Here is a 21,543-nt window from a genome sequence, read left to right as displayed (position 1 = left end):
GGCTCAGCGTCTCGCTGAGCCCGCGGTACCACCCCGCTTGCGCGCGCTTGCCGTGCTGAGCCGCAGCTCAGGCGTGGCGGCGCGGCCGCTCGTCGTAGCTATAACGGGCTTACCCGTCCGGTTCTACTAGGCCGTCGGCTCGCACCGAGAGCGCGAGAGTTGGCTGTTCTTCCAGACGCTCACCGGTGATGGCCGGGTCACAGCGTGTATTGCTGCCTAGTCTACTGCGCTAGGACCGCGGCGTGCGAATCACCTTGTGGGCGGCCGCCTGCGCTACGGGGCGGACCACGATCTCGTCCAGGTTCACATGGTGCGGTGCGGAGACGGCGTACCCAACGATGTCCGCGACATCCGCGGCGGTGAGCGGCTTTTCCACCCCGGCATAGACGTCGTCGGCGGCCTGCGCATCGCCCAGCCGGTTGAGGGAAAACTCTTCGGTGTGGACCATGCCGGGCAGGACCTCGATCACGCGGACGTTGTGCTCGGCCTCCTCGAGCCGCAGCGCCTGCGTCATGCCCCGCTCGGCAAACTTCGCCGCGTTGTAGCCGGAGCCACCCTCGTAGCTGACGATGCCCGCGGTCGAGGTGAGGTTGAGCACCGTTCCCTCGCCGTGCGCCCGCAGCATCGGCAGGAACGCGCGGGTGACCTTCATGGTGCCGAGCACATTGACCCGATACATCCACTCCCAGTCCTCGGTCTTCGCCTCGGCCAGCTGGTCGACGCCGCGGGCGCCGCCGGCGATATTGATGAGGGTGTCGACTCCCCCGGCCTCGGTGACGGTCGACAGAAGGTGAACGACGTCGTCGTCTTCCGTGATATCCGCGGCGACCGGCACGGCGCCCGTCTCGTGAGCGAGCTGTTCCAGCCGGTCGGCCCGGCGGGCGACCGCGAAGACGCGCCACCCCTGCTGGCTCAGGTGGCGTACGGCAGCCGCGCCGATGCCGGTGCTGGCACCGGTGACGACGGCGGCGTGTGCGCCAGTATGGTCCGCGCCCGCTGGCCGTGGTTTCTCGTTATCAAATGGTCCGCTCACATCGTGGTCACTCACAGTGCCAGCGTAGCGCGCGTCGCGGCGTGGCGCAGGAGCTCATCACGGTCCCTCACCTTGACGCGTTCGCGGGTGATCGAGCCGAATCGGGTCTCGATCTCGCCCTCCTGCCGGCCGAGGGCGCGCTCGTACGCGTCGAGCTCCAGCCAACCCGCCCAATCGGTGTAATCGACACCCCGTTCGGTTAGGAGCGTCTCCACGGATTCGGAGGCGGTGGGCTCGGCCAGCTGCGGCAGGTCCTCGAGCAGATGGGTGATGGTCTCCTGCGCGTCGCCCTTCGTGTGGCCGATGAGGCCGACGGGGCCACGTTTGATCCACCCCGTGGCGTACACGCCGGCCACCGGAGTGCCCTCGGCGTCCAGGACGCGCCCCTCAGCGTTGGGGATGACGCCCCGGGCGCCGTCGTAGTCCACCCCGTCCACCGCGGAACCGAAGTAGCCCACGGCCCGGTACACCGCCTGCAGCGGGTAGTTGATGATTTCGCCGGTGCCACGGACATTGCCGGTGCCGTCGAGCTCTTGGCGCTCGAACGTCATGCCCGTGACGGCTCCGTTCTCCCCCGTGATTTCGACCGGGGAGTGCAGGAAGTGCAGGTGCAGGCGCCGGGAGGACGGCCGGTGGTCGGGGTTTGCGTCCCGCTCTTCCTGTTCAACGAGCCAATTGGTCAGCGTGGAGACCATCGTCTTGACCTGGTTGTTGGTCTTGATCGCCTCGTCGGAGGCGGCGTCGAACTCGAAATCCTCCGGGTAGAGGACGAGGTCCACATCCTTGGAATGGGAGAGTTCGCGCAGTTCCAGCGGGGTGAACTTCACTTGAGCCGGGCCTCGGCGCCCGAACACGTGCACATCCGTGACCGCCGAACCGCCCAGCTGCTCGTAGAGGTGCTCGGGGATTTCGGTGGAGAGCAGCTGGTCGGCATGCTTGGACAGGATCCGCGCGACGTCGAGCGCCACGTTGCCGTTGCCGATCACCGCGACTTCGCGGGCGCTGAGGTCCCACTCGCGCGGCACGTCCGGGTGCGCGTCGTACCAGGAAACGAAGTCGGCGGCACCATGAGAGCCGGCCAGGTCGACGCCCGGGATATTGAGATCCGCGTCCTTCTGGGCACCCGTGGCAAGGATGACGGCGTCGTACCGTTCCCGCAGCTCAGCGAGGCTCACGTCCCGGCCGAGGCCCACGTTCCCGAAGAAACGGATCCAGTCCTTTTCCATCACCTTGTGCAGCGCGGTGATGATCCCCTTGATCCGAGGGTGGTCCGGCGAGACGCCGTACCGGATGAGGCCGAACGGGGTGGGCAGTTCATCGAAAAGGTCCACCGCAAGGCCGACCTCGCCCCCGCTCACCTGCGGGGACTTGCCGAGGAGATCGGCCGCATAGACGCCGGCCGGGCCGGCTCCAACGATGGCCACGCGCAGTCGTCGGGCCGGGCTGTCAGTGTTTTGGTCAGTCATGGTGTGCCTTATCAAGGTTGGGCGGCGGGGCCGCAGTGAGCTGTGGGGAGAGTGGCCGGGAAGGATCAGAGGTGGATGCCGCATTCGGTCTTTAGGAGACCGGCCCACCGACCGGCGCGCGGGTCTTCGCCTTCCGCTACGGGGCTAGTGCACGGGGCGCAGCCGATCGAGGGGTACCCCTGCGTGAGCAACAGGTTGATCGGCACGCCGTGCCGCGCCGAGTAGCCGGCCGCTTCTTCGCTGCTCCAGCCGGCGATCGGGTTGAACTTCACGAGCCCTCGGGCCTCGTCAAACGCCACGAGCGGGGCATTGGCGCGCGTTGGCGACTCGTCGCGACGCACCCCGGAGAACCAGGCACCGTACCCGACGAGGGCCTTCTTCAGGGGCTCGACCTTGCGCATGCGGCAGCATTCGGCCGGGTCGCGGGCGAAGAGATCGCGGCCGAAGCGGTCGTCTTGTTCGGCGACGGTGAGCTCGGGCCGGACGTCGATCACTCGGACGTCCAGTTCCGCGGCCACCCGGTCCCGAGTGCGCAGGGTCTCCTCGAAGTGGTATCCCGTGTCGATGAACAGGACGTCGATCCCCGGAAAGGTCTGGGACACGAAGTGGGACAGCACCCCATCCGACATGGAACCGGCGACCGCGACATCACGCACGCCGAAGTGCCGCGCCGCGAACGCGAGCACCTCGTCCGCCGCAGCGTGGAAGCCCAGTTCCTCTTGACCGGCCCGGGCGATGGCCCGCAACTCGTCGCTGGTGCGTCGCCCCGCGGCTACGTTGGTAGCGCTCATTGCAGCTGCTCCTCTTCGACTCGGTGGCTCCAGGCGGCAAACGATTCGCCGTCGTGTGCTGTGTCCGCGTAGCGGTCCAGCAGGGTGGTGATGTAGTCGGGAAGATCCTCGGCCGTGACCTTCAATCCGCGGACGGTGCGGCCGAGCCCGGCCTCGCCGTCGACGTCCGTCGCCAAGGTGCCGCCCAAGTGCACCTGGAATCCAGGGACCTTCTCCCCGTCCGTACCGGGCAGCAGCTGGCCCTTGAGGCCGATGTCCGCGGTCTGGATGCGCGCGCACGAGTTGGGGCAGCCATTGACATGCAGGCTCAAGCGTCGAGGCAAGCGATGGGCCTCCGCGTCGAGGCGCTCCTCGACGGCCCGCACCGCTTGGGCCGCGGCCTCCTTGGTTTCGACGATCGCGAGCTTGCAAAATTCAATCCCTGTGCAGGCAATCGCCGAACGCGCCAGCAACGAGGGGCGGGCTTGCAACCCGAGCTCCTCCGCGGCCGATACGAACGCCTCCACCTCGGGCTCTGGCAGGTCCAGCGCCACCAGCTTTTGGTGCGGTGTCGTCCGCAACCGCTGGGATCCATGCCGCTCCAGTAGATCGGCAAGGCGAACCAGAACGGTGCCACTGACACGACCGACCAAGGGCGTCAGGCCGACGTAGAACCGGCCATCCTTCTGTCGGTGGACTCCTGAGTGGTCACCCGGCTCGCTCGGCACCGGCGCGGGCGGGCCGTCCGGAAGCTCACGTCCCAGATATTCGTCCTGGAGAACCTGCCGAAACTTTTCCACCCCCCAGTCAGCGAGAAGGAACTTCAGCCGGGCACGGTTGCGCAGTCGCCGGTACCCGTAGTCACGGAAAATCGAGGTGACGCCCTCCCAGACGTCAGCGGCTTCGGCCTCCGTGACAAAGACTCCCAAACGTTCTCCCAGCCGAGGCGCCGTGGAAAGTCCACCCCCAACCCACAGGTCGTACCCGATGCCCAGTTCCGGGTGCTCAACGGCCACAAGAGCAAAGTCGTTGATTTCGTGGACCACATCCTGACTGGGATGCCCTGTCACCGCGGACTTGTATTTGCGGGGCAGATTAGAGAACTCGGGGTTGCCGACATAGCGGCGCTTGATCTCGTCGATCACCGGGGTGGGGTCGATCAGTTCGTCGGCGGAAATCCCCGCAACGGGGGATCCGAGGATCACGCGCGGGACGTCGCCACACGCCTCCGTGGTGCTGAGGCCGACAGCCTCGAGCCGCCGCCAGATCGTCGGCACGTCGACGACGTCGATCCAATGCAACTGAATGTTCTGCCGGTCCGTCACGTCTGCGGTGTCCCGGGCGAACTCTTGGGACAGCTCGCCAATCACTCGTAGTTGCTCCGTGCTGAGGGCCCCGCCGTCGATCCGCACGCGCATCATGAAGTACTCGTCCTCGAGCTCGTGCGGCTCCAGAGTCGCAGTTTTGCCACCCGGGATCCCCGGCCGGCGCTGGGTATACAAGCCCCACCAACGGAAGCGTCCGTGCAGGTCCTCAGGGTCGATCGAGGCGAAGCCGTCCCGAGAATAGACCTGCTCGATCCGCTCACGAACGTTGAGGCCGTTGTCGTCGGCCTTCATCTGCTCGTTGCCGTTGAGCGGTTCGGTTCCGTCGATCTTCCACTGGCCATTCGGGCGAGCGCTTCTCTTCGGTCCACGGGGTGCGGTGCGTTCGGTCAGCTGCGTCATGACCTCGACGCTAAGACCCGTCACGGGCCTGACCGAAAGAAGACTGCGGCGCATGTAGCCGCGTTAACTCCAGCGCTCGAGCCGCGTCATCGCGCGTCACGGGAGGTCGTATTCTCGCCCCTCTGTGACGTCATCGTGACAGCCTGCACCGGCCGGATCTACATCGGCCGTGTTGCCGGTCACGAGGCTAGGCGGCGCCTGCCGTCCGTGGAGCACTGCGGCCTCCGCCGGTCGTGAAAGAATGGGTCCATGGCTGATGAGAACTTGGGCACAGACACGCCCTCAACCGTTTCCGTCCCCGACAAGCCCGCACTCGAAGGGCTTGAAGCCAAGCTCAGCGAGCGTTGGCGTGAACAGGGCACCTTCACCTTCGACCCGGACACCACGCGTGCCTCCGTCTACTCGATCGACACTCCCCCGCCGACGGCGTCTGGCTCCCTCCACGTCGGCCACATGTTTTCCTACACACAGACCGATGTGCTGGCACGCTACCAGCGCATGAACGGCAAGAACGTCTTCTACCCGATGGGGTGGGACGACAACGGTTTGCCGACTGAGCGCCGTGTACAGAACTACTACGGTGTCCGGTGCGACCCGAAGATCGCCTACGATCCGAACTACCAGCCCCCCGAGAAGCCGGCCAAAAACCAGCGCGATTGGGATGTCGTCTCCCGCCGGAACTTCATTGAGCTGTGCGAGGAGCTGGCGGTTGAGGATGAGAAGGTCTTCGAGCACCTCTTCACGACGCTCGGCCTGTCCGTCGATTGGAACCTGACGTACCGCACCATCGACGACGTCTCTCGTGCCGTTTCGCAGCGGGCCTTTCTGCACAACCTGTCCGCCGGTGACGCCTACCTGGCGGAAGCCCCGACGCTGTGGGACGTGACGTTCCGCACGGCCGTCGCCCAGGCCGAGCTCGAGGACCGGGAAATGCCGGGAGCCTACTACCGCATCCCGTTCTTTGCCGCCGACGGCACCAAGATCTATATCGAGACCACCCGTCCCGAATTGCTGCCAGCCTGCGCCGCGCTTGTGGCCCACCCGGATGACGAGCGTTATCAGCCGCTCTTCGGCCAGACGGTTACCTCGCCGCTCTTTGGTGTCGAGGTTGAGGTGAAGGCACACGAGCTGGCTAAGCCGGACAAGGGCGCCGGCATTGCCATGGTTTGCACCTTCGGCGATCTCACCGATGTCGCCTGGTGGCGCGAGCTGCAGCTGCCCACGCGCACCGTCATCGGCCGCGACGGCCGTGTTCTGGCCGAGACTCCCGAGTGGATCACGACGGCGGATGGCCGGCAGGCGTACGCCGAGCTCGCTGGTAAGACGGTGTTTTCCACCAAGGAAACCATCGTCAAGATGCTGAGCGAGGCGGATCTGATCGACGGAGAGCCGAAGAAAATTCAGCACCCCGTGAATTTTTACGAGAAGGGCGACAAGCCGCTCGAGATCGTCTCGTCCCGGCAGTGGTACATCCGCAATGGTGGCCGCGATGAAGATCGCCGCGAGCGGCTGATCTCCCGCGGGCGAGAGATCAATTTCCATCCCGACTTCATGCGCTCGCGCTACGAGAACTGGATCTCCGGGCTTAACGGCGACTGGTTGGTCTCCCGTCAGCGGTTCTTCGGCGTGCCGATCCCTATTTGGTACCGCCTCGATGAGTCCGGTGAGCCGGACTACGAGAACCCCATCGTGCCGAGCGACGACGCGCTACCCGTCGATCCGGCGGCCGAGACCCCGCCAGGCTTTGACGAGTCCCAGCGCGATCAGGCCGGGGGCTTCACCGGAGACGCTGACGTACTTGACACGTGGGCCACGAGCTCGCTGACCCCGCAAATCATTGGTCGGTGGAGCCGCGACGACGACTTCTTCTCCAAGGTCTACCCGTTCGACCTGCGCCCACAGGGGCACGACATCATCCGAACGTGGCTGTTCTCGACAGCCGTGCGCGGTGATGCACTCCATGAAAGCGCCCCGTGGAAGAACGCGGCGATCTCCGGCTGGATTCTCGATCCGGACCGCAAGAAGATGTCCAAGTCCAAGGGCAACGTCGTCGTTCCAACCGAGGTCTTGGATCAGTTTGGTGCCGATGCCGTGCGTTACTGGGCCGCCTCGGCCAAGCTCGGCGCCGACACCGCCTACGAGGTAGCGCAGATGAAAATCGGCCGCCGCCTGGCGATCAAGATCCTCAACGCGTCGAAGTTCGTCCTGAACCTCGGCGCCACCGAAGACAACGTGATCGTGCGTGACGCGTCCGTGATTACCAACGGTCTGGACAGGTCGCTGCTGGCTCGCCTGAAGAAGGTCATCGAGGACGCGACCCGCGCGTTCGAGGCGTACGACTACGCGCGCGCGCTCGACATCACGGAGTCCTTCTTCTGGTCCTTCACCGACGACTTCGTCGAGCTCGTCAAGGATCGCGCCTATGGCGGACGGGGGCAGGCTGAGCAGGACTCCGTCCTCGCCGCGCTGGCCACCACCTTGGACGCGGCCCTGCGCTTGTTCGCACCGTTCCTGCCCTTTGCCACCGAGGAGGTCTGGGGCTGGTGGCGTCAAGGCTCGGTCCACCGCGCGCCGTGGCCGACGGCGGCGCACTTGGCTGAAGTGACGGCCGACGCGGACGCTGAGGTGCTGCCCACCGTCGGGTTGGCGCTGGGAGGCATCCGCAAGGCAAAGTCCGAGGCCAAGGTCAAGCAACGGACCGAGGTGCTCGCCGCCACGATCAGCGCCTCCGAGGTTCAGCGCGAACGTTTGCGCCAGGGTCTCGAGGACCTCAAGTCCGCGGCGAATGCCCGTGAACTGACACTCGCCACCGTTGACGGTGACCTGACAGTGTCCGCTGTGAAACTGGCAGATCCCGAGGTCTCGGCCGAATCCTAATCACTGTTGATACAGCGCGAGGGCCGCACCCACCGGGTGCGGCCCTCGCGCTGTGCTCGCAGTGCACGAGCGGTGGCGGGCTACTCCAACAGCATTACACGTCGAACGTCGGGCTTTCCGTCCGTGTCCGTTTAATCTCGAAGAAGTACGGGTAGCTGGCGAGGGACACTGAGGCGTCGAAGAGCTCCCCGGCTTGTTCACCGGCAGGGACCCTCGTGATGACGGGGCCAAAGAACGCCGTCCCATTGAGGGCCAAGATCGGCGTCCCCACATCCTGTCCGACTTGCTCGATGCCCTCTCGGTGGCTGGCCCGCAGGGCGTCATCGTAGGCGTCGGTGGTGGCTGCGGCGGCGAGATCGGCCGGCAGGCCGACCTTGGCCAGGGCCCGTTCAATGACCTCCGAACGGTCCTTGACCTTCTCATAGTGGAACAGCTCGCCCATAGCCGTGTAGAGCTGAGGAACCACAGCGTCACCATGCTGTTGCGCGGCAGCGATGATCACGCGTACCGGACCCCATCCGGTGTCCATGGACTTCTGATAGTCCTCGGGAAGGTCTCGGCCCTCGTTGAGGACGGACAGGCTCATGACGCGCCACGACACCTGAATATTGCGTACCTTTTCCACCTCGAGGATCCACCGGCTGGTAGCCCACGCAAACGGGCAAATCGGATCGAACCAAAAATCGACGGTCGTGTTCTCGCTCAATGCGCCTCCTAGGATGTGATGAGCGGCGGACAATCACCGCAGGTTAGACGAGTGGTGGAAACTAAGCGGACTTGTTGCGACGGTTCCTCGCAACGTCCTGAGAAATGAGCGTCGGCTCGCCGATCCCGGCGACAACGTCGGCGGAGATGACGCACTCGGCGATGTCATCGCGGCCGGGCAAGTCGAACATGATGTTGCCGAGCACAGATTCGAGGATCGCGCGAAGTCCACGTGCCCCCGTCTCGCGTTCGATCGCCAAGTCGGCGATCGCTTCCAGCGCATCCTGCTCGAAGCGCAATTCGACGCCGTCCAAGTGGAACATCTTCTGGTACTGCTTGACCAGAGCGTTTTTTGGCTCGGTCAAGATTCTCACGAGGGCTTCCTGGTCGAGCTCCTCAACCGTGGCCGTGACGGGCAGGCGGCCAATGAACTCCGGGATGAGCCCAAACTTGAGCAAGTCTTCGGGGCGGACGTCGGCGTAGGAGGCTTCCTCGCTGCGCAACGCCGTGAGCGGGGCACCGAACCCAATCCCCTTCCGGCCTGCGCGAGACCCGATGATCTCCTCGAGCCCGGCGAAGGCGCCAGCCACAATAAAGAGAACATTTGTGGTGTCGATCTGCAGGAATTCTTGGTTGGGGTGCTTGCGACCGCCCTGAGGAGGAACCTGCGCCACGGTGCCTTCGAGAATCTTCAGCAGGGCCTGCTGCACGCCTTCACCGGAGACATCACGAGTGATGGACGGGTTCTCACTCTTGCGGGAGATCTTGTCGATCTCGTCGATGTAAATGATGCCCTGCTCGGCCTTCTTCACATCGTAGTCAGCGGCCTGAATGAGCTTGAGGAGGATGTTTTCCACGTCCTCGCCCACGTATCCAGCTTCAGTCAGGCTCGTGGCATCAGCCACCGCGAAGGGGACGTTGAGCCGGCGTGCAAGCGTCTGGGCCAAGTACGTCTTGCCACATCCGGTAGGGCCCACAAGCATGATGTTGGATTTGGACACCTCGACGTCGTCGAGATCGTGACCCACCTCATTGAGGGTCGTGGACGAACGCGGCTTCCCGCCGTCGCGGATCCGCTTGTAATGGTTGTAGACGGCCACGGACAGCGAACGCTTCGCTGCTTCCTGACCGATCACGTATTCGTTGAGGTGCTCGAAAATCTCGCGCGGACGCGGGAGCTCGAAATCAGCCGAATCATCGACCTCCACCAGCTCTTCCTCGATGATTTCGTTGCAGAGCTCAATGCACTCGGTGCAAATGTAGACGCCAGGTCCAGCAATGAGCTTGCGGACCTGCTTTTGGCTCTTACCGCAGAAGTTACACTTCAGCAGTTCAGAACTCTCGCCCATTCGTGCCATCGAGCCGTACTCCCTTTGTTCTCGGTCACGCGCGAGTGCACTGTCCGCACCAACGCTTCCTTTAACTCTAAGTCAGCTGTGCCACAGATTGGGCGAAGGGGCGGATCGTGGTGCAAAATTCATGGCGCACCACCATCCGCCCCCGAGCCGGGTAACGCCTAGTTGATCGCGCTCTGCGGCTTGATCTTGCGCGAGGTCAAGACCTCATCGACCAAACCATATTCCTTCGCCCCGGCTGCGGTCATAAAGAGGTCACGCTCAATGTCGTTGCTGATCTCCTCGGCGGTCTTCTTGGTGTGCGAGGCGAGGGTCTCCTCCATCCACGAACGCATGCGCATGACCTCTTCTGCCTGAATTTGCAGGTCCGAAGCCGTGCCGCGTTCGCCGCCGCCCATCGCCGGCTGATGGATCAGCGCACGCGCGTTGGGCAGCGCCAAGCGCTTCCCCGGTGCTCCGGCGGCCAGCAGGACAGCCGCAGCGCTGGCTGCCTGTCCGAGGCAGACGGTCTGCACCTCGGGGCGAATGAACTGCATCGTGTCGTAGATGGCCGTCATGGCCGTGAACGAGCCACCGGGCGAATTGATGTAGAGCGTGATGTCTCGTTCAGAATCCATCGACTCAAGGACCAGCAACTGGGCCATGATGTCATCGGCCGAAGCATCATCGACCTGCGACCCGAGAAACACGATGCGGTCCTCGAAGAGTTTCGCGTACGGGTCCTGACGCTTGAAGCCGTACGGAGTGCGCTCCTCGAATTGCGGGAGGATGTAGCGAGCCGACGGAAGCTCTCCTGCGGCGCCGTAACCGTTGAAGTTCATGATTGCTCCTGAAAAGTCTTGGGGGTGGGTATCGGGCTCAGTGCGCGCTCTCGCTACGGAGTCATTCCGCCGCCGCCGGCGACCGCTGCCGAGTGTTCAGCGATGTGATCGAAGAAGCCGTACTCCAAACCCTCCGACGCCGTGAACCACTTGTCACGCTCGTTGTCCTTCAGGATGGTTTCCACCGTCTGGCCCGTCTGCTCGGCAGTCAGCTCACTCATGATCTTCTTCATGTGCAAGATGAGCTCGGCCTGAATGCGAATGTCCGACGCCGTGCCACCGATGCCGCCGGAGGGCTGGTGCATCAGAATGCGAGCATTCGGCGTCGCGTAGCGCTTGCCCTTCGTGCCTGATGACAGCAGGAACTGACCCATCGAGGCGGCCAGGCCCGTCGCGACCGTGACGACGTCGTTCGGGATGAACTGCATCGTGTCATAGATGGCCATTCCGGCGGTGATGGAACCACCCGGCGAGTTGATGTAGAGGTAGATGTCCTTTTCGGGATCCTCCGCCGACAGGAGAAGCAGCTGCGAGCAAATGGCATTGGCGTTCTCATCGCGAACCTCCGAGCCAAGCCAGATGATCCGCTCCTTGAGGAGCCGGTTGTAAATGTAGTCATCGCGGCTGGCCGGGTCGACCGATGACATCGCTGGGGTCTGGGATTCCTCAGTCATGCTCGAATACCTCTCCGTACGGTTGTGGACTTGTTTCGAGATTACTTGCTCAATGGGGCCACGTAGAGCTTGCGCCACGCGAGTTCGCTGTGGGCGCATCACGACGCCGCGTAGAGACAACGACGCCGGGGCCGGCCACACACTGTGGCCGGCCCCGGCGTCGGGGGGCGTGAGTCTTACTCGGCGCTGTCGGCGGAGGCCGACGACGCGGACGAGGCAGACGACGCGGATGAGGCCGAGGACTCGGCTCCGGCCTCCTCTTCACCCTGCGGCTTCACGAAGGAGGACAAGTCAACCTTTTCGCCCTCGGAATCGGTGACGGCGGCGACCTCGAGGACCTTGGCCAGCGCCTTGCGACGGCGGACCTCGCCGACGATCATGGGCACCTGGCCGGCGCCGTCGAGCATCTGGGCGAACTGGTTCGGGTCCATGCCGTACTGCGACGCCGTCTGCACGATGTAGTCGATCAGTTCAGACTGCTCGACGCCGACTTCTTCCTTCTCGGCGATCGCATCGAGAATGATCTCGTTCTGGAAGGCACGGCTAGCGTTGGCACGCACCTCGGCGCGGTGCTCTTCGGTGTCGTGCTCATCACCCTCCGAGTGCTGCCCCTGAGAGAAGTGCTGCTCCACCTGCTCGTCGACGATCGAATCCGGAACCGGAACCTCAATCATCTCTACCAGCTTGTCCAAGACCAGATCGCGCGCCTGGACACCCTGCTCGGTGACCTTGGCTTCCGCGGCCTGCTTGGCCAAATCAGCCTTCAGTTCGTCGATCGTGTCAAACTCCGAGGCGAGCTGGGCGAACTCGTCGTTAGCCTCCGGTAGCTCGCGCTCCTTCACGGCCTTGACGACGACCTTGACCTGAGCCTCCTGGCCCGAGTGCTCGCCACCGGCAAGCGTGGTCTCGAAAATGGCATCCTCATCAGCGGACAGGCCGGTCACGGCCTCGTCGAGCCCCTCGAGCATGGTGCCAGAGCCGATCTGGTACGAAAGATCGGCGGCGGAGTCAACTTCCTCGCCGTCCACGGTGGCTGCCATGTCAATGGTCAAGAAATCATCAGTAGCCGCCGGGCGATCGACGGACTTCAACGTGCCGAAGCGTCCGCGCAATTCGTCCAACGACGCGGCAACGTCCTCGTCGGAGGCCTCAGCAGCGTCGACGGTCACCTCGATACCGGCGTAGTCCGGCAGATCAACCTCGGGACGAATGTCGACCTCGATGGTGAACTTCAGCTCACCCTCAGCATTCTTTTCGAGTCCGGGCAGCTCGTTGATCTCGACCTCAGGACGCGAGATGGGGGTCAGCTCGTTCTCGGTCATCGCCTGCTGGTAGAAGCCATTCAGGGACTCGTTAACGGCCGTTTCGATCACGTAGCCGCGGCCCACACGCTGATCGATGAGCTGGTTCGGGACCTTGCCCTTGCGGAAACCCGGCACCTGAATCTGCTCGGAAATCGACTTGTACGCGGCGTCGATGCCCGGCTGGAGTTCGGCGAGCGGAACCTCGACGTTGAGCTTGACCCGAGTCGGGTTGAGATTTTCGACGGCGCTCTTCACAGCGTTGTACTCCTGAAATGGAATCGGTGATGGGGTCTCTGCGACACGGTCGGCGTCCCAGGGGGATCGCCGACCGTCAGAGTCGGGGTGACAGGAGTTGAACCTGCGACCTCACGCTCCCAAAGCGCGCGCTCTACCAAGCTGAGCTACACCCCGATCAGTGCACAGGTAAGTTTACGCAGACGTTGAACCGTTCCGCGAATTACCTGCTCACTCACCCTCCGCGCGGTTCGCTCTCCGCGCCGGCAGGGGCAGTGAAAAGGCGGCCCTACCAGAGCCGCCCTCTTCAATGCGAGGGGATGACGGGAATCGAACCCGCGTCATCAGTTTGGAAGACTGAGGCTTTACCATTAAGCTACATCCCCGCAATAACCGGCCGTGACCAGTTCCGACTGCAAGAGACTAACAGGGCTCAAGCCGTCCTCCAAATCAGCAACGGAACGCGGCTTGATGTGCTTTATCTTTGGCACTGCGGGCACCAATAGAGCTTGCGCCCGGAGACCTCCGCCATCCTGATCGTCGCCCCACACCTCCGGCACTCCTGCCCCTGACGCTGATACACATAATGCGCCTGGCTGGGCCACAGCTCTCCGTCCGGATCGCGGTCACCGGGCTCGGTCGTCACGATGCGCCCATCCCGCACGCCGTCGTGCATGATGTCCACGAGGTCGGCCCACAACACGCGCAGTTGGTCCGTGTCGACAGCACCAGCGGCGACCCACGGATCAACTCCACATCGAAAGAGCGACTCCGCGCGGTGGATATTGCCAACGCCCGCCACGCGGGACTGGTCCATCAGGGCCACGCCGATCATCGTGCGGGTCGCGCCAAGTCTCCGAACGAACTCCTCCTCAGCCGCACCCGGCTGCTGGTCTGACGGCTTGGCGAGAGGGTCGGGGCCCAGGCGGTCACGAACGGATGCGGCCTCCGGTGCGGTGAGCACCTCACACGCCGAGGCACCGCGTAGATCAGCCCAACCGTGCTCGGATTCAAGACGCAGGCGCACCGCTCCGACGGGGGCAGGTGGACCCGCGTAGGGCCCGCTTTCCGCACCAGCACTCTCAGCCTCGCCGATCCGGCGCGGGGCACCGATACTCGACGCACCCCGGAAATGCTCGTCGCCGCCAAAACTGAAGGCGCCGTAGAGCCCGAGGTGCACGCGCAAAATGAGCGGATCCACCGCATCAGTCGCATCCGGCGCAAACTCCACGAACAACTGCTTTCCGTGCGCTTGAGCCTGCCGGATGCTCCGGCCGGTCAAGAGCTCCGCCCCCGCGGCGAACCGTCCTTGCGGGCTCGTGGCGATGACCCGTTGACCAGCAAAAACATCGGTCAGCTGGCGTGCCAGCCGGTGAATCGAGTGACCTTCCGGCACTTAGCGTTGGATGTCGCCGGTGGACTCGTAGGCCGCGATCTTGCCGATGCGGCGCGCGTGCCGCTCGGCCCCGGAAAATGGTTCGGCCAGGAAGGCATCGATCAGCTCGGTCGCTTCCGCCAGACTGTGCTGACGGCCGCCGACGGCGATCACGTTGGCATCGTTGTGTTCGCGAGCCAGTTGCGCCGTGGAGAGGTTCCACGCGAGCGCGGCGCGGATGCCCCGCACCTTATTGGCCGCAATTTGCTCTCCGTTGCCTGACCCACCCAGAACAATACCCAGAGCCTCGACGCCGCTCTTCTGGTCCGCGACCACCGCCTCAGCTGCATCGATACAGAAAGCGGGGTAGTCATCCTCAGCGTCATACTCGGTGGGCCCGTGGTCGACCACGTCGTGGCCCTGCTGCTTGAGGTGTTCTACGAGGTGAGCGCTCAGCTCCATCCCTGCGTGATCGGTCGCAATGTGTACGCGCAATGTGTGTCCTTTAGTGGGTTCTGACGTGGCCGCGGGGGCCCTGACCATTTTAGCGGGTCGCAGGCTCGATCCAGAGGGGGCCGGCACCCGTCGGCGCTCGGCCCGTCACGCTCAACTCGCCAGTCGTTCGGTCGAGTTGGTGCGCGGTCACGCTGTCGGACGCTTCACCGGCGACGAGGAAGTACTCGGCATCCACGCCAGCCACGATGGCGGCGCCGCGGGGCTGCTTTTCCGTCTCCCAAGTGCCCAGGAGCGACAGCGTGCCCTGGTCATCGACCGCGAAACCGTTGATCGTGGAGGTGGACCGCTCCGTCGTGTAGAGGAACCGCCCCTCGCCGGTTAAGTGCAGATCGGCACACCACACCCGGTCCAGCCCCGGCCACGGACTCTGCGCGTCGCGCGCCCACCCGGGCTTGAGTTCCAAGGACTCCGGCACGGAATCGATGGCCTGCATCTGCCGCAGCGCTCCGGAGGCTAGGTCCCGGCGATATACCAAGACGAGTCCCGTCATTTCGTGCAGCACATACAGGACGTCTCCACCGGAGGAAAAGCGCAGGTGACGCGGGCCGGCCCCCTCTGGGCTGCGGTGCCGACTCACCTCCACCAACCGGGCGCCCTCTACGGCGTAGGCCACCACGACGTCGTCGCCCAAGGAGGCAACGTACGCGTGCTGGCCGTCGGGTGCCACGACCACCGAGTGGGCTTTCTCCCCCGGAGCGTCGCCCGCGACAGCCGGCGGGTTGGGGATGCCATCGGCGTCGAGCGGTAAGCCGAAGACGCTATGCCCGTGGTATGAGGCCGAGAAGATGGCCGACCCATGGGGCGCCAACGAAACATTGACGCATTTGTCCGGCACTTCTGCGGTGGCCACGGTCGTGAGCGCGCCGGCATCATCGCGCTGCAACACCTGGATCGACCCGGGCGACGTCGACTGGCCCGCGTAGTACAGGCTGCGGTCGCCGTCGTAGGCTGAGGTACGAATCCCCGGTGCCGGCCAACTCTGTCCCGTCGCTTCCAACCCACCCGTCGCGGTATCCAGCCGCAATCGATCAATGCGATCAGCTCCGGCGCAGGCGATATAGAGGTCGACGGTGGTGGGCTGAGGCATGGTATCTCCAGAGGTGCTCGGTGGTACTCGTGGTGGAACCGGGCATCCGGGGCTCCACCGAGAGCGATCCTACGTGCGAAGGGTCCCCGTCCGCGATCTCCTCGAGAGCAAACGTCATGAACACTCGGCACCACCGTGCGATCCCTCTGGTGCTGACCGACCCAAAGTGACAAACTAGGGAAATACTTAGTAAGTCTTTCAGAACTGACCAGTTGCGCGCCGCCTACCCTAGAACGGCACCGTGATCGCGGCCTCGCTGAGGACCCCGCGTTCACCGCGCAAGCGCAAAACCCCAGGAGGAACCGTGCCAGGACTTAATCTCACCCGTGCTGAAGCGCAGGAACGAGCGCAGCTCGTCACCGTTGATTCGTATCGCGTCGAGCTGGATCTCACGCGCGGGGAACGGGTTTTCGGTTCCACGACGCATGTTGCTTTCAAGGGCACCCCCGGAGCCGCAACCTTCATCGACGCCGTCACGGACACCGTTCACCGGGTGACGCTCAACGGAGTCGACCTCGACCCGGCCCAGGTGGCCGACGGCGAACGAATCCACTTGCCGCAACTCGCCGCGGACAACGAGCTCACGATTGTCGCCGACGCGCTGTACACGAACACGGGTGAAGGCCTGCACCGCTTCGTCGATCCCGTTGACCACGAGGTCTACCTCTACACGCAATTCGAGGTGCCGGATTCGCGCCGCATGTACGCCGTCTTCGAGCAACCAGACCTCAAGGCGACCTTCCAATTCACGGTCACAGCGCCGTCACACTGGGACGTCGTGTCCAACGCACCAACCCCGGAACCGACGCCCCACGGGGAAGGCACCACGACGTGGGCCTTCCAGCCCACCCTGCGCATGTCCTCATACATCACCGCGCTCATTGCCGGGCCGTATCAGTCGGTGCGCAGCGAGCTCACCAGCACCGACGGCCGCACCATTCCCCTCGGCGTATTCGCCCGCGCATCGATCATGGAGCACGTGGACGCCGAGAACATTTTCGAGCTGACGCGCCGGGGATTCGAGTTTTTTGAAGAGCAGTTCGGCACGCCCTACCCGTTTGAGAAATACGATCAGTTGTTCGTGCCCGAGTTCAATGCGGGTGCCATGGAGAACGCTGGTGCCGTCACCTACCTCGAGAACTACGTTTTCCGCTCCCGCCCCACGGACGCGGTCGTTGAACGCCGTGCCATCACGGTGCTGCATGAGCTGGCCCACATGTGGTTCGGCGATCTGGTGACCATGCGTTGGTGGAACGACCTGTGGCTCAACGAGTCGTTCGCCGAGTTTATGTCCACCCTGGCCGCCGCCGAAAACACGGAGTTCACGCAGTCGTGGACCACGTTCGCCTCCATGGAAAAGGCCTGGGCTTACCGGCAGGATCAGCTGCCGAGCACTCACCCGATCGTCGCCGAAATTAAGGACCTCGAGGACGTGCAGGTGAACTTCGACGGCATCACCTACGCCAAGGGGGCCTCCGTGCTGCGCCAGCTCGTCGCGTGGGTGGGGCAAGAGGAATTTATGACTGGCGTGCGCAGCTACTTCTCCCGGCATGCCTTCTCCAACACCGAGCTCAAAGACCTCATGGTGGAGCTCGAAGCGTCCTCCGGCCGCGACCTCAGTCAATGGGGCCAGCTGTGGCTAGAGACCGCGGGCGTCAACAAGCTGACGCCGGAAATCGAGACGGATCACGCCGGAAACATCACCGCTTTCGCGATTCGCCAGTCGGCCATCGCCGAGCACCCGACGCTCCGCCCCCACCGCCTCGCTGTCGGCTGCTACGACCTGCACGACGGCGCTCTGGTCCGCACGCACCGCGAAGAGCTCGATGTCGCGGGGGAACGTACCGAGGTAGAAGGCCTCATCGGCCGACCACGACCGGATCTGATCCTCGTGAACGACGACGACCTTGCGTACGCCAAAATCCGGCTCGACGAGTTCTCGCTCGCCACCGCGATCAAGCACCTCAAAGACTTCGACTCATCGCTCCCTCGCACGCTCGTGTGGGGGTCAGCGTGGGACGCGGCACGCGATGGCGAAACGCGCGGTCGCGACTACGTCGAGCTCATCCTCAATAACATCGCCCACGAATCGGATTCTTCGGTCATCATGGTGCTCTTGCGTCAACTCAGCACGACGCTGGACTTTTACGTGGCGGACGACGCCGCAGCGGACCTCGCGGTGTCAACGGCAGAGGCGCTGTGGAAGCTTGCCGAGGCGGCCGCACCGAATTCTGACCACCAGTTGCAGTTCGTCAAGGCGTTTGCTGCGCGCAGCCGCACGAGCGCACAGCTTGACACGATCGCGACCCTCCTCAATGGCTCGCGCCGCCTCGAGGGGCTCACGGTAGACACGGACCTCCGGTGGGAGCTGTTGACGGCCCTCGTCGCTGGCGGTCGCGCTGGCCACGCCGACATCGACGCCGAGCTCGAAGCCGACAACACCGCCAACGGCGCGCTGGCTGCCGAGCTGGCTCGGGCGGCCGAACCCACGGTGGCGGCCAAGCGCACGGTCTTCGACGCCGTCGTTCGCGAAAACTCCCTGTCGAATACCCACCAGCGCCAGGCCATTGCGGGCTTCAACCGCGTGCATGATGCCACACTCCTGACGGAGTTTGCGGACGACTACTTCGCCGAGGTGCGCTCCGTCTGGGAAGAACGGAGTCACGAGATCGCCCAGCAGATCGTCGTGGGCCTTTACCCTGCCGCGCAGGTCAGCGAGAGGACCCTGCAGCAGACGGATGCTTTCTTGGCCGACTTGGGCGAGCAGGCCCCGGCGCTGCGCAGGCTCATGTTGGAGAACCGTGACGCCGTGGTCCGAGCGCTGGCAGCTCGCGAGGCCGATCGGGCGTAGCGTAGATGGCATGAACCTGAGCGAACACCAGTACGCCGTGTCCCTCGAGTGGACGGGGGCCCGCACCGGCGGCACGACCGGCTACCGCGATTACGGACGTGATCATGTCATCCGAGCCGCCGGGCTACCGGACCTCCCCGGCACGGCGGACCCAACGTTTCATGGCGACCGTGATCGCTGGAATCCGGAGCAATTGCTGCTCGCTGCGCTCAGCCAATGCCACATGCTGTCCTATCTTCACCTGGCGGTGAAGCACGGCGTCGTCGTCACTGCATATGAGGACGACGCCGTGGGGCAGTTGCGCCTTAACCGAGATGGGAGCGGCGAATTCACCTCCGCCACGGTGCGCCCGCGGGTCAGCCTGGCGGACGAGTCACAGCGAGAGCTCGCCAACGCGCTGCATACCAACGCGCACAAGGTGTGCTTCATCGCGCGGAGCGTGGCATTCGATGTCCACCACGAACCGCGTCATCCGGCCGCAGCCGACCCCAGCGAAGGACTGACCCATGAGTGATGATCAGAAGACGTTTTACGAGCAGGTCGGTGGGCACGAGACCTTCCGCAAGCTCGCGGAGAAGTTCTACGAGCAGGTCGCTGCCGACGACGAGTTCCGCGCCATGTACCCGGAGCAAGATCTCGGACCGGCAACCGAGCGCTTGATGATGTTTCTTGAGCAGTATTGGGGTGGTCCCACCACGTATTCCGAACAGCGCGGTCACCCGCGTCTGCGCATGCGACACATGCCGTATCGCATCAACTCCCACGCCCGAGACACGTGGCTCAAGCACATGAAGGTGGCTGTCGACTCGCTCGACTTGCCCCCGCTGCAACACGAGGTGCTGTGGGACTATCTGGAGCGGGCAGCGCACTCGTTAGTCAACACGCCGGACCAGCCCCACTCCGCCGGCCTGAGGTTGCTCTAACCGACGGGGCTCCGCCCCCAGCTCGCTGCCGGCTAGAGCCGAGCTCCAGGACGAGTCACGATATGGCCGGCGGGGGTCGAGAAGCGCCGCCAGGTTCCGTTGCCGAGCACTCGCACACTGCCGGAGTCCGGTAAGAATCCCAGCGCTTGGGCGCCAAACGCCACGGCTTGTGGAACGTCCGGAGCGGGCCCGTCCGCCAGCGGTTCCGCCCAGATTCGCGATCGGACCGTCGCTAAGACTGGCTGGCCAGCGTTCGGCGGCAGGGCCTCGACGACCGCGCGCGTCCCCGCATCAGCGATGGCCACGAGGGTGGCGCCGTCGTACTCGCCCACGGGTTCCCAGCCGGCGACCGGCGGGAGAACCCCCGCCCAGGCCGCACGCGACTCGGCTGGCGGTAGCTGGAGGGCAGTATCCACCGGATTCATTCGCGCGAGCCGATCCGTGAGAGCGCCGAGTCCAAACACGCCCGTCAGCTCGGCTGACTGGCCGAGGCCAAAGGCACGCATCCCCAGCACGGTCGGTGTTCCCTCGCCCAGACCCTGCGGTTGAAGAACGGGGACATACACCGCGATCGCCGCTCCCCGAGCCACGAGGGCAATGTCTCCGTCAAGAATGCTGCGCGCCCGGGCGAGAAACGTGCGCAGGTCGGCCATCGTGTCGGCATCAGCCAATGTCAGGGTGAAGTTCTCGGCATCGCTCATGCATCCATCGTGCCACGGTTCGTCACCGACGCCGGGCGTCACCGGGGCAACGCACCATTGTTCTGGGTGAACGTTTGAGCACGTACCCGTCCGGGACTAATCTCAGACAAGAGACTGTCCCGGCGCCTCGGCGATGGCGCCGCAACCAACGAGGAGAATTGACGTGCGAATCTCAGACTCCGATGGCCTGCTTCGACTCCTGGATCTCGAAGGCGAGGGCGCACGGACCGACGAGGACATTTTCCTCGGCGCGACCCCGGAGTCACCGCACGCACGGGTTTTTGGCGGTCAAGTACTCGCCCAAGCCGTCGTCGGGGCCTCACGGACTGTCGAGCCGGATCGCGGAATTCACTCGATGCACGCGTACTTCTTGCGGCCGGGCGATGCGCATCAACCCATTACGTTCGGGGTCCAACGCCTGCGGGACGGCCGCTCTTTCTCAGCGCGTCGAGTTCACGCGTACCAAAACGGAGTGCCCATCCTGTCGATGGTTGCTTCATTTCAAGTGCCCTCGCAAGGTCTGGAACACCAAGCCGAGATTGCCCTCGACGACGTACCCGAGCCGGAATCCTTGCCGACGACGGCTGACCTGCTCGGAAAGGTCGAGCATCCGGCCGCTCAAGATTGGGCGTTCAATCGCCCCTTTGACGTCCGCCATGTCACGGCGCCGCTGTACTTGCGGGCCCCTGACGCGAGTGAACGCACGCCGAGCAATGCCGTCTGGTTCAAAACGTTCGGTGAGATGCCTCAGGATCAAGCCACCCACCGGGCTGCGCTGGCCTATGCGTCGGATTACACCATTCTTGAGCCAGTGCTGCGGCGGCACGGGGTGGCCTGGACGAGGCGCGGGATGAGCGTGGCCAGCTTGGATCACGCGATGTGGTGGCATCGTGACGTCCGGACCGACGATTGGCTTCTCTACGTGCAAGAAAGCCCGAGCGCCTCTGGTGCCCGTGGCTTGGGGGTCGGGAAGATCTTTGCCCGCGACGGGATTCTGGTCGCTTCCGTGGCGCAGGAAGGCATGCTGCGTCTGCCCGAGATCTAACCCCGGCGCTCCACCAGCGACCTCGGGACAATGCTCAGGGGTGGCCCCACCGCGGACGGTGAGGCCACCCCTGGAGGCA

General features: G+C 64.4%; 18 protein-coding genes and 2 tRNA genes. 5 read left to right on the top strand and 15 right to left on the bottom strand.

Annotated elements, in window-relative coordinates:
* Positions 1 to 229: 229 nt before the first annotated feature.
* The 4 genes from IW252_RS00380 to IW252_RS00365 all read right to left on the bottom strand — a co-directional run bounded on the left by IW252_RS00380 (position 230) and on the right by IW252_RS00365 (position 4,996).
* A complete protein-coding gene (locus tag IW252_RS00380) occupies positions 230 to 1,048 on the bottom strand; it encodes an SDR family oxidoreductase (RefSeq protein ID WP_331271371.1) in 819 nt (272 codons plus the stop codon).
* Positions 1,045 to 2,499: an FAD-dependent oxidoreductase gene (locus IW252_RS00375; RefSeq protein ID WP_196834763.1), complete on the bottom strand. Its 1,455-nt coding sequence runs from the start codon at positions 2,497 to 2,499 to the stop codon at positions 1,045 to 1,047. The genes IW252_RS00380 and IW252_RS00375 overlap by 4 nt, the downstream gene beginning before the upstream one ends.
* Positions 2,500 to 2,564: 65 nt before the next feature.
* Positions 2,565 to 3,290, bottom strand: coding sequence for a phosphoadenylyl-sulfate reductase (locus IW252_RS00370; RefSeq protein ID WP_196834762.1), 726 nt, complete (start codon positions 3,288 to 3,290; stop codon positions 2,565 to 2,567).
* A complete protein-coding gene (locus IW252_RS00365) occupies positions 3,287 to 4,996 on the bottom strand; it encodes a nitrite/sulfite reductase (RefSeq protein WP_196834761.1) in 1,710 nt (569 codons plus the stop codon). Before IW252_RS00365 ends, IW252_RS00370 begins: the two co-directional genes overlap by 4 nt.
* 249 nt (positions 4,997 to 5,245) lie before the next feature.
* Here IW252_RS00365 and valS point away from each other — a divergent pair, with 249 nt between their 5' ends.
* Positions 5,246 to 7,873, top strand: a complete 2,628-nt coding sequence (gene valS, locus IW252_RS00360; RefSeq protein ID WP_196834760.1) for a valine--tRNA ligase — start codon at positions 5,246 to 5,248, stop codon at positions 7,871 to 7,873.
* A 94-nt stretch (positions 7,874 to 7,967) separates the two neighbouring features.
* On the opposite strand, the gene IW252_RS00355 is transcribed toward valS, so the two are convergent.
* The 10 genes from IW252_RS00355 to IW252_RS00310 form a co-directional block, all read right to left on the bottom strand.
* A complete protein-coding gene (locus IW252_RS00355) occupies positions 7,968 to 8,579 on the bottom strand; it encodes a DsbA family protein (protein WP_196834759.1) in 612 nt (203 codons plus the stop codon).
* A 61-nt stretch (positions 8,580 to 8,640) separates the two neighbouring features.
* Positions 8,641 to 9,936 (bottom strand): ATP-dependent Clp protease ATP-binding subunit ClpX, encoded by a 1,296-nt coding sequence (gene clpX, locus IW252_RS00350; protein WP_196834758.1) that lies wholly within the window; start codon positions 9,934 to 9,936, stop codon positions 8,641 to 8,643.
* Between the two features lie 158 nt (positions 9,937 to 10,094).
* Entirely contained in the window at positions 10,095 to 10,754 is a 660-nt protein-coding gene (locus tag IW252_RS00345) for an ATP-dependent Clp protease proteolytic subunit (protein WP_196834757.1), read from the bottom strand.
* A gap of 53 nt (positions 10,755 to 10,807) precedes the next feature.
* Complete coding sequence (locus IW252_RS00340; RefSeq protein WP_196837007.1) at positions 10,808 to 11,401, bottom strand: ATP-dependent Clp protease proteolytic subunit; 594 nt, start codon at positions 11,399 to 11,401, stop codon at positions 10,808 to 10,810.
* Between the two features lie 203 nt (positions 11,402 to 11,604).
* Positions 11,605 to 12,987, bottom strand: a complete 1,383-nt coding sequence (tig, locus tag IW252_RS00335; RefSeq protein ID WP_196834756.1) for a trigger factor — start codon at positions 12,985 to 12,987, stop codon at positions 11,605 to 11,607.
* Positions 12,988 to 13,069: 82 nt separating this feature from the next.
* Positions 13,070 to 13,143 (bottom strand) — tRNA-Pro (locus IW252_RS00330).
* Positions 13,144 to 13,281: 138 nt separating this feature from the next.
* Positions 13,282 to 13,352: transfer RNA gene (locus tag IW252_RS00325), tRNA-Gly, on the bottom strand.
* Between the two features lie 92 nt (positions 13,353 to 13,444).
* A complete protein-coding gene (locus IW252_RS00320) occupies positions 13,445 to 14,362 on the bottom strand; it encodes an Fpg/Nei family DNA glycosylase (protein WP_196834755.1) in 918 nt (305 codons plus the stop codon).
* Entirely contained in the window at positions 14,363 to 14,836 is a 474-nt protein-coding gene (locus IW252_RS00315) for a ribose-5-phosphate isomerase (protein ID WP_196834754.1), read from the bottom strand.
* Between the two features lie 49 nt (positions 14,837 to 14,885).
* Entirely contained in the window at positions 14,886 to 15,944 is a 1,059-nt protein-coding gene (locus IW252_RS00310; RefSeq protein WP_196834753.1) for a lactonase family protein, read from the bottom strand.
* A gap of 304 nt (positions 15,945 to 16,248) precedes the next feature.
* Between IW252_RS00310 and pepN the strand changes: the two genes are divergently transcribed.
* The 3 genes from pepN to IW252_RS00295 are packed head-to-tail and all read left to right on the top strand — an operon-like array spanning position 16,249 to position 19,718.
* Positions 16,249 to 18,795: an aminopeptidase N gene (gene pepN, locus IW252_RS00305; RefSeq protein WP_196834752.1), complete on the top strand. Its 2,547-nt coding sequence runs from the start codon at positions 16,249 to 16,251 to the stop codon at positions 18,793 to 18,795.
* 10 nt (positions 18,796 to 18,805) lie between these two features.
* A complete protein-coding gene (locus tag IW252_RS00300) occupies positions 18,806 to 19,309 on the top strand; it encodes an OsmC family protein (protein WP_196834751.1) in 504 nt (167 codons plus the stop codon).
* Positions 19,302 to 19,718 (top strand): globin, encoded by a 417-nt coding sequence (locus tag IW252_RS00295; RefSeq protein ID WP_196834750.1) that lies wholly within the window; start codon positions 19,302 to 19,304, stop codon positions 19,716 to 19,718. The genes IW252_RS00300 and IW252_RS00295 overlap by 8 nt, the downstream gene beginning before the upstream one ends.
* A gap of 32 nt (positions 19,719 to 19,750) precedes the next feature.
* Here IW252_RS00295 and IW252_RS00290 read toward each other — a convergent pair whose 3' ends face one another.
* Positions 19,751 to 20,419, bottom strand: a complete 669-nt coding sequence (locus IW252_RS00290) for a hypothetical protein (RefSeq protein WP_196834749.1) — start codon at positions 20,417 to 20,419, stop codon at positions 19,751 to 19,753.
* 133 nt (positions 20,420 to 20,552) lie between these two features.
* On the opposite strand from IW252_RS00290, the gene IW252_RS00285 reads away from it, so the two are divergent.
* Complete coding sequence (locus tag IW252_RS00285; RefSeq protein ID WP_196834748.1) at positions 20,553 to 21,464, top strand: acyl-CoA thioesterase; 912 nt, start codon at positions 20,553 to 20,555, stop codon at positions 21,462 to 21,464.
* Positions 21,465 to 21,543 lie beyond the last annotated feature (79 nt).

The sequence above is a fragment of the Zhihengliuella flava genome (genome assembly GCF_015751895.1).
Classification (GTDB): domain Bacteria; phylum Actinomycetota; class Actinomycetes; order Actinomycetales; family Micrococcaceae; genus Zhihengliuella; species Zhihengliuella flava.
Note: the sequence above shows the minus strand (reverse complement) of the source record. Positions and strands in the feature narration are given on the sequence as shown.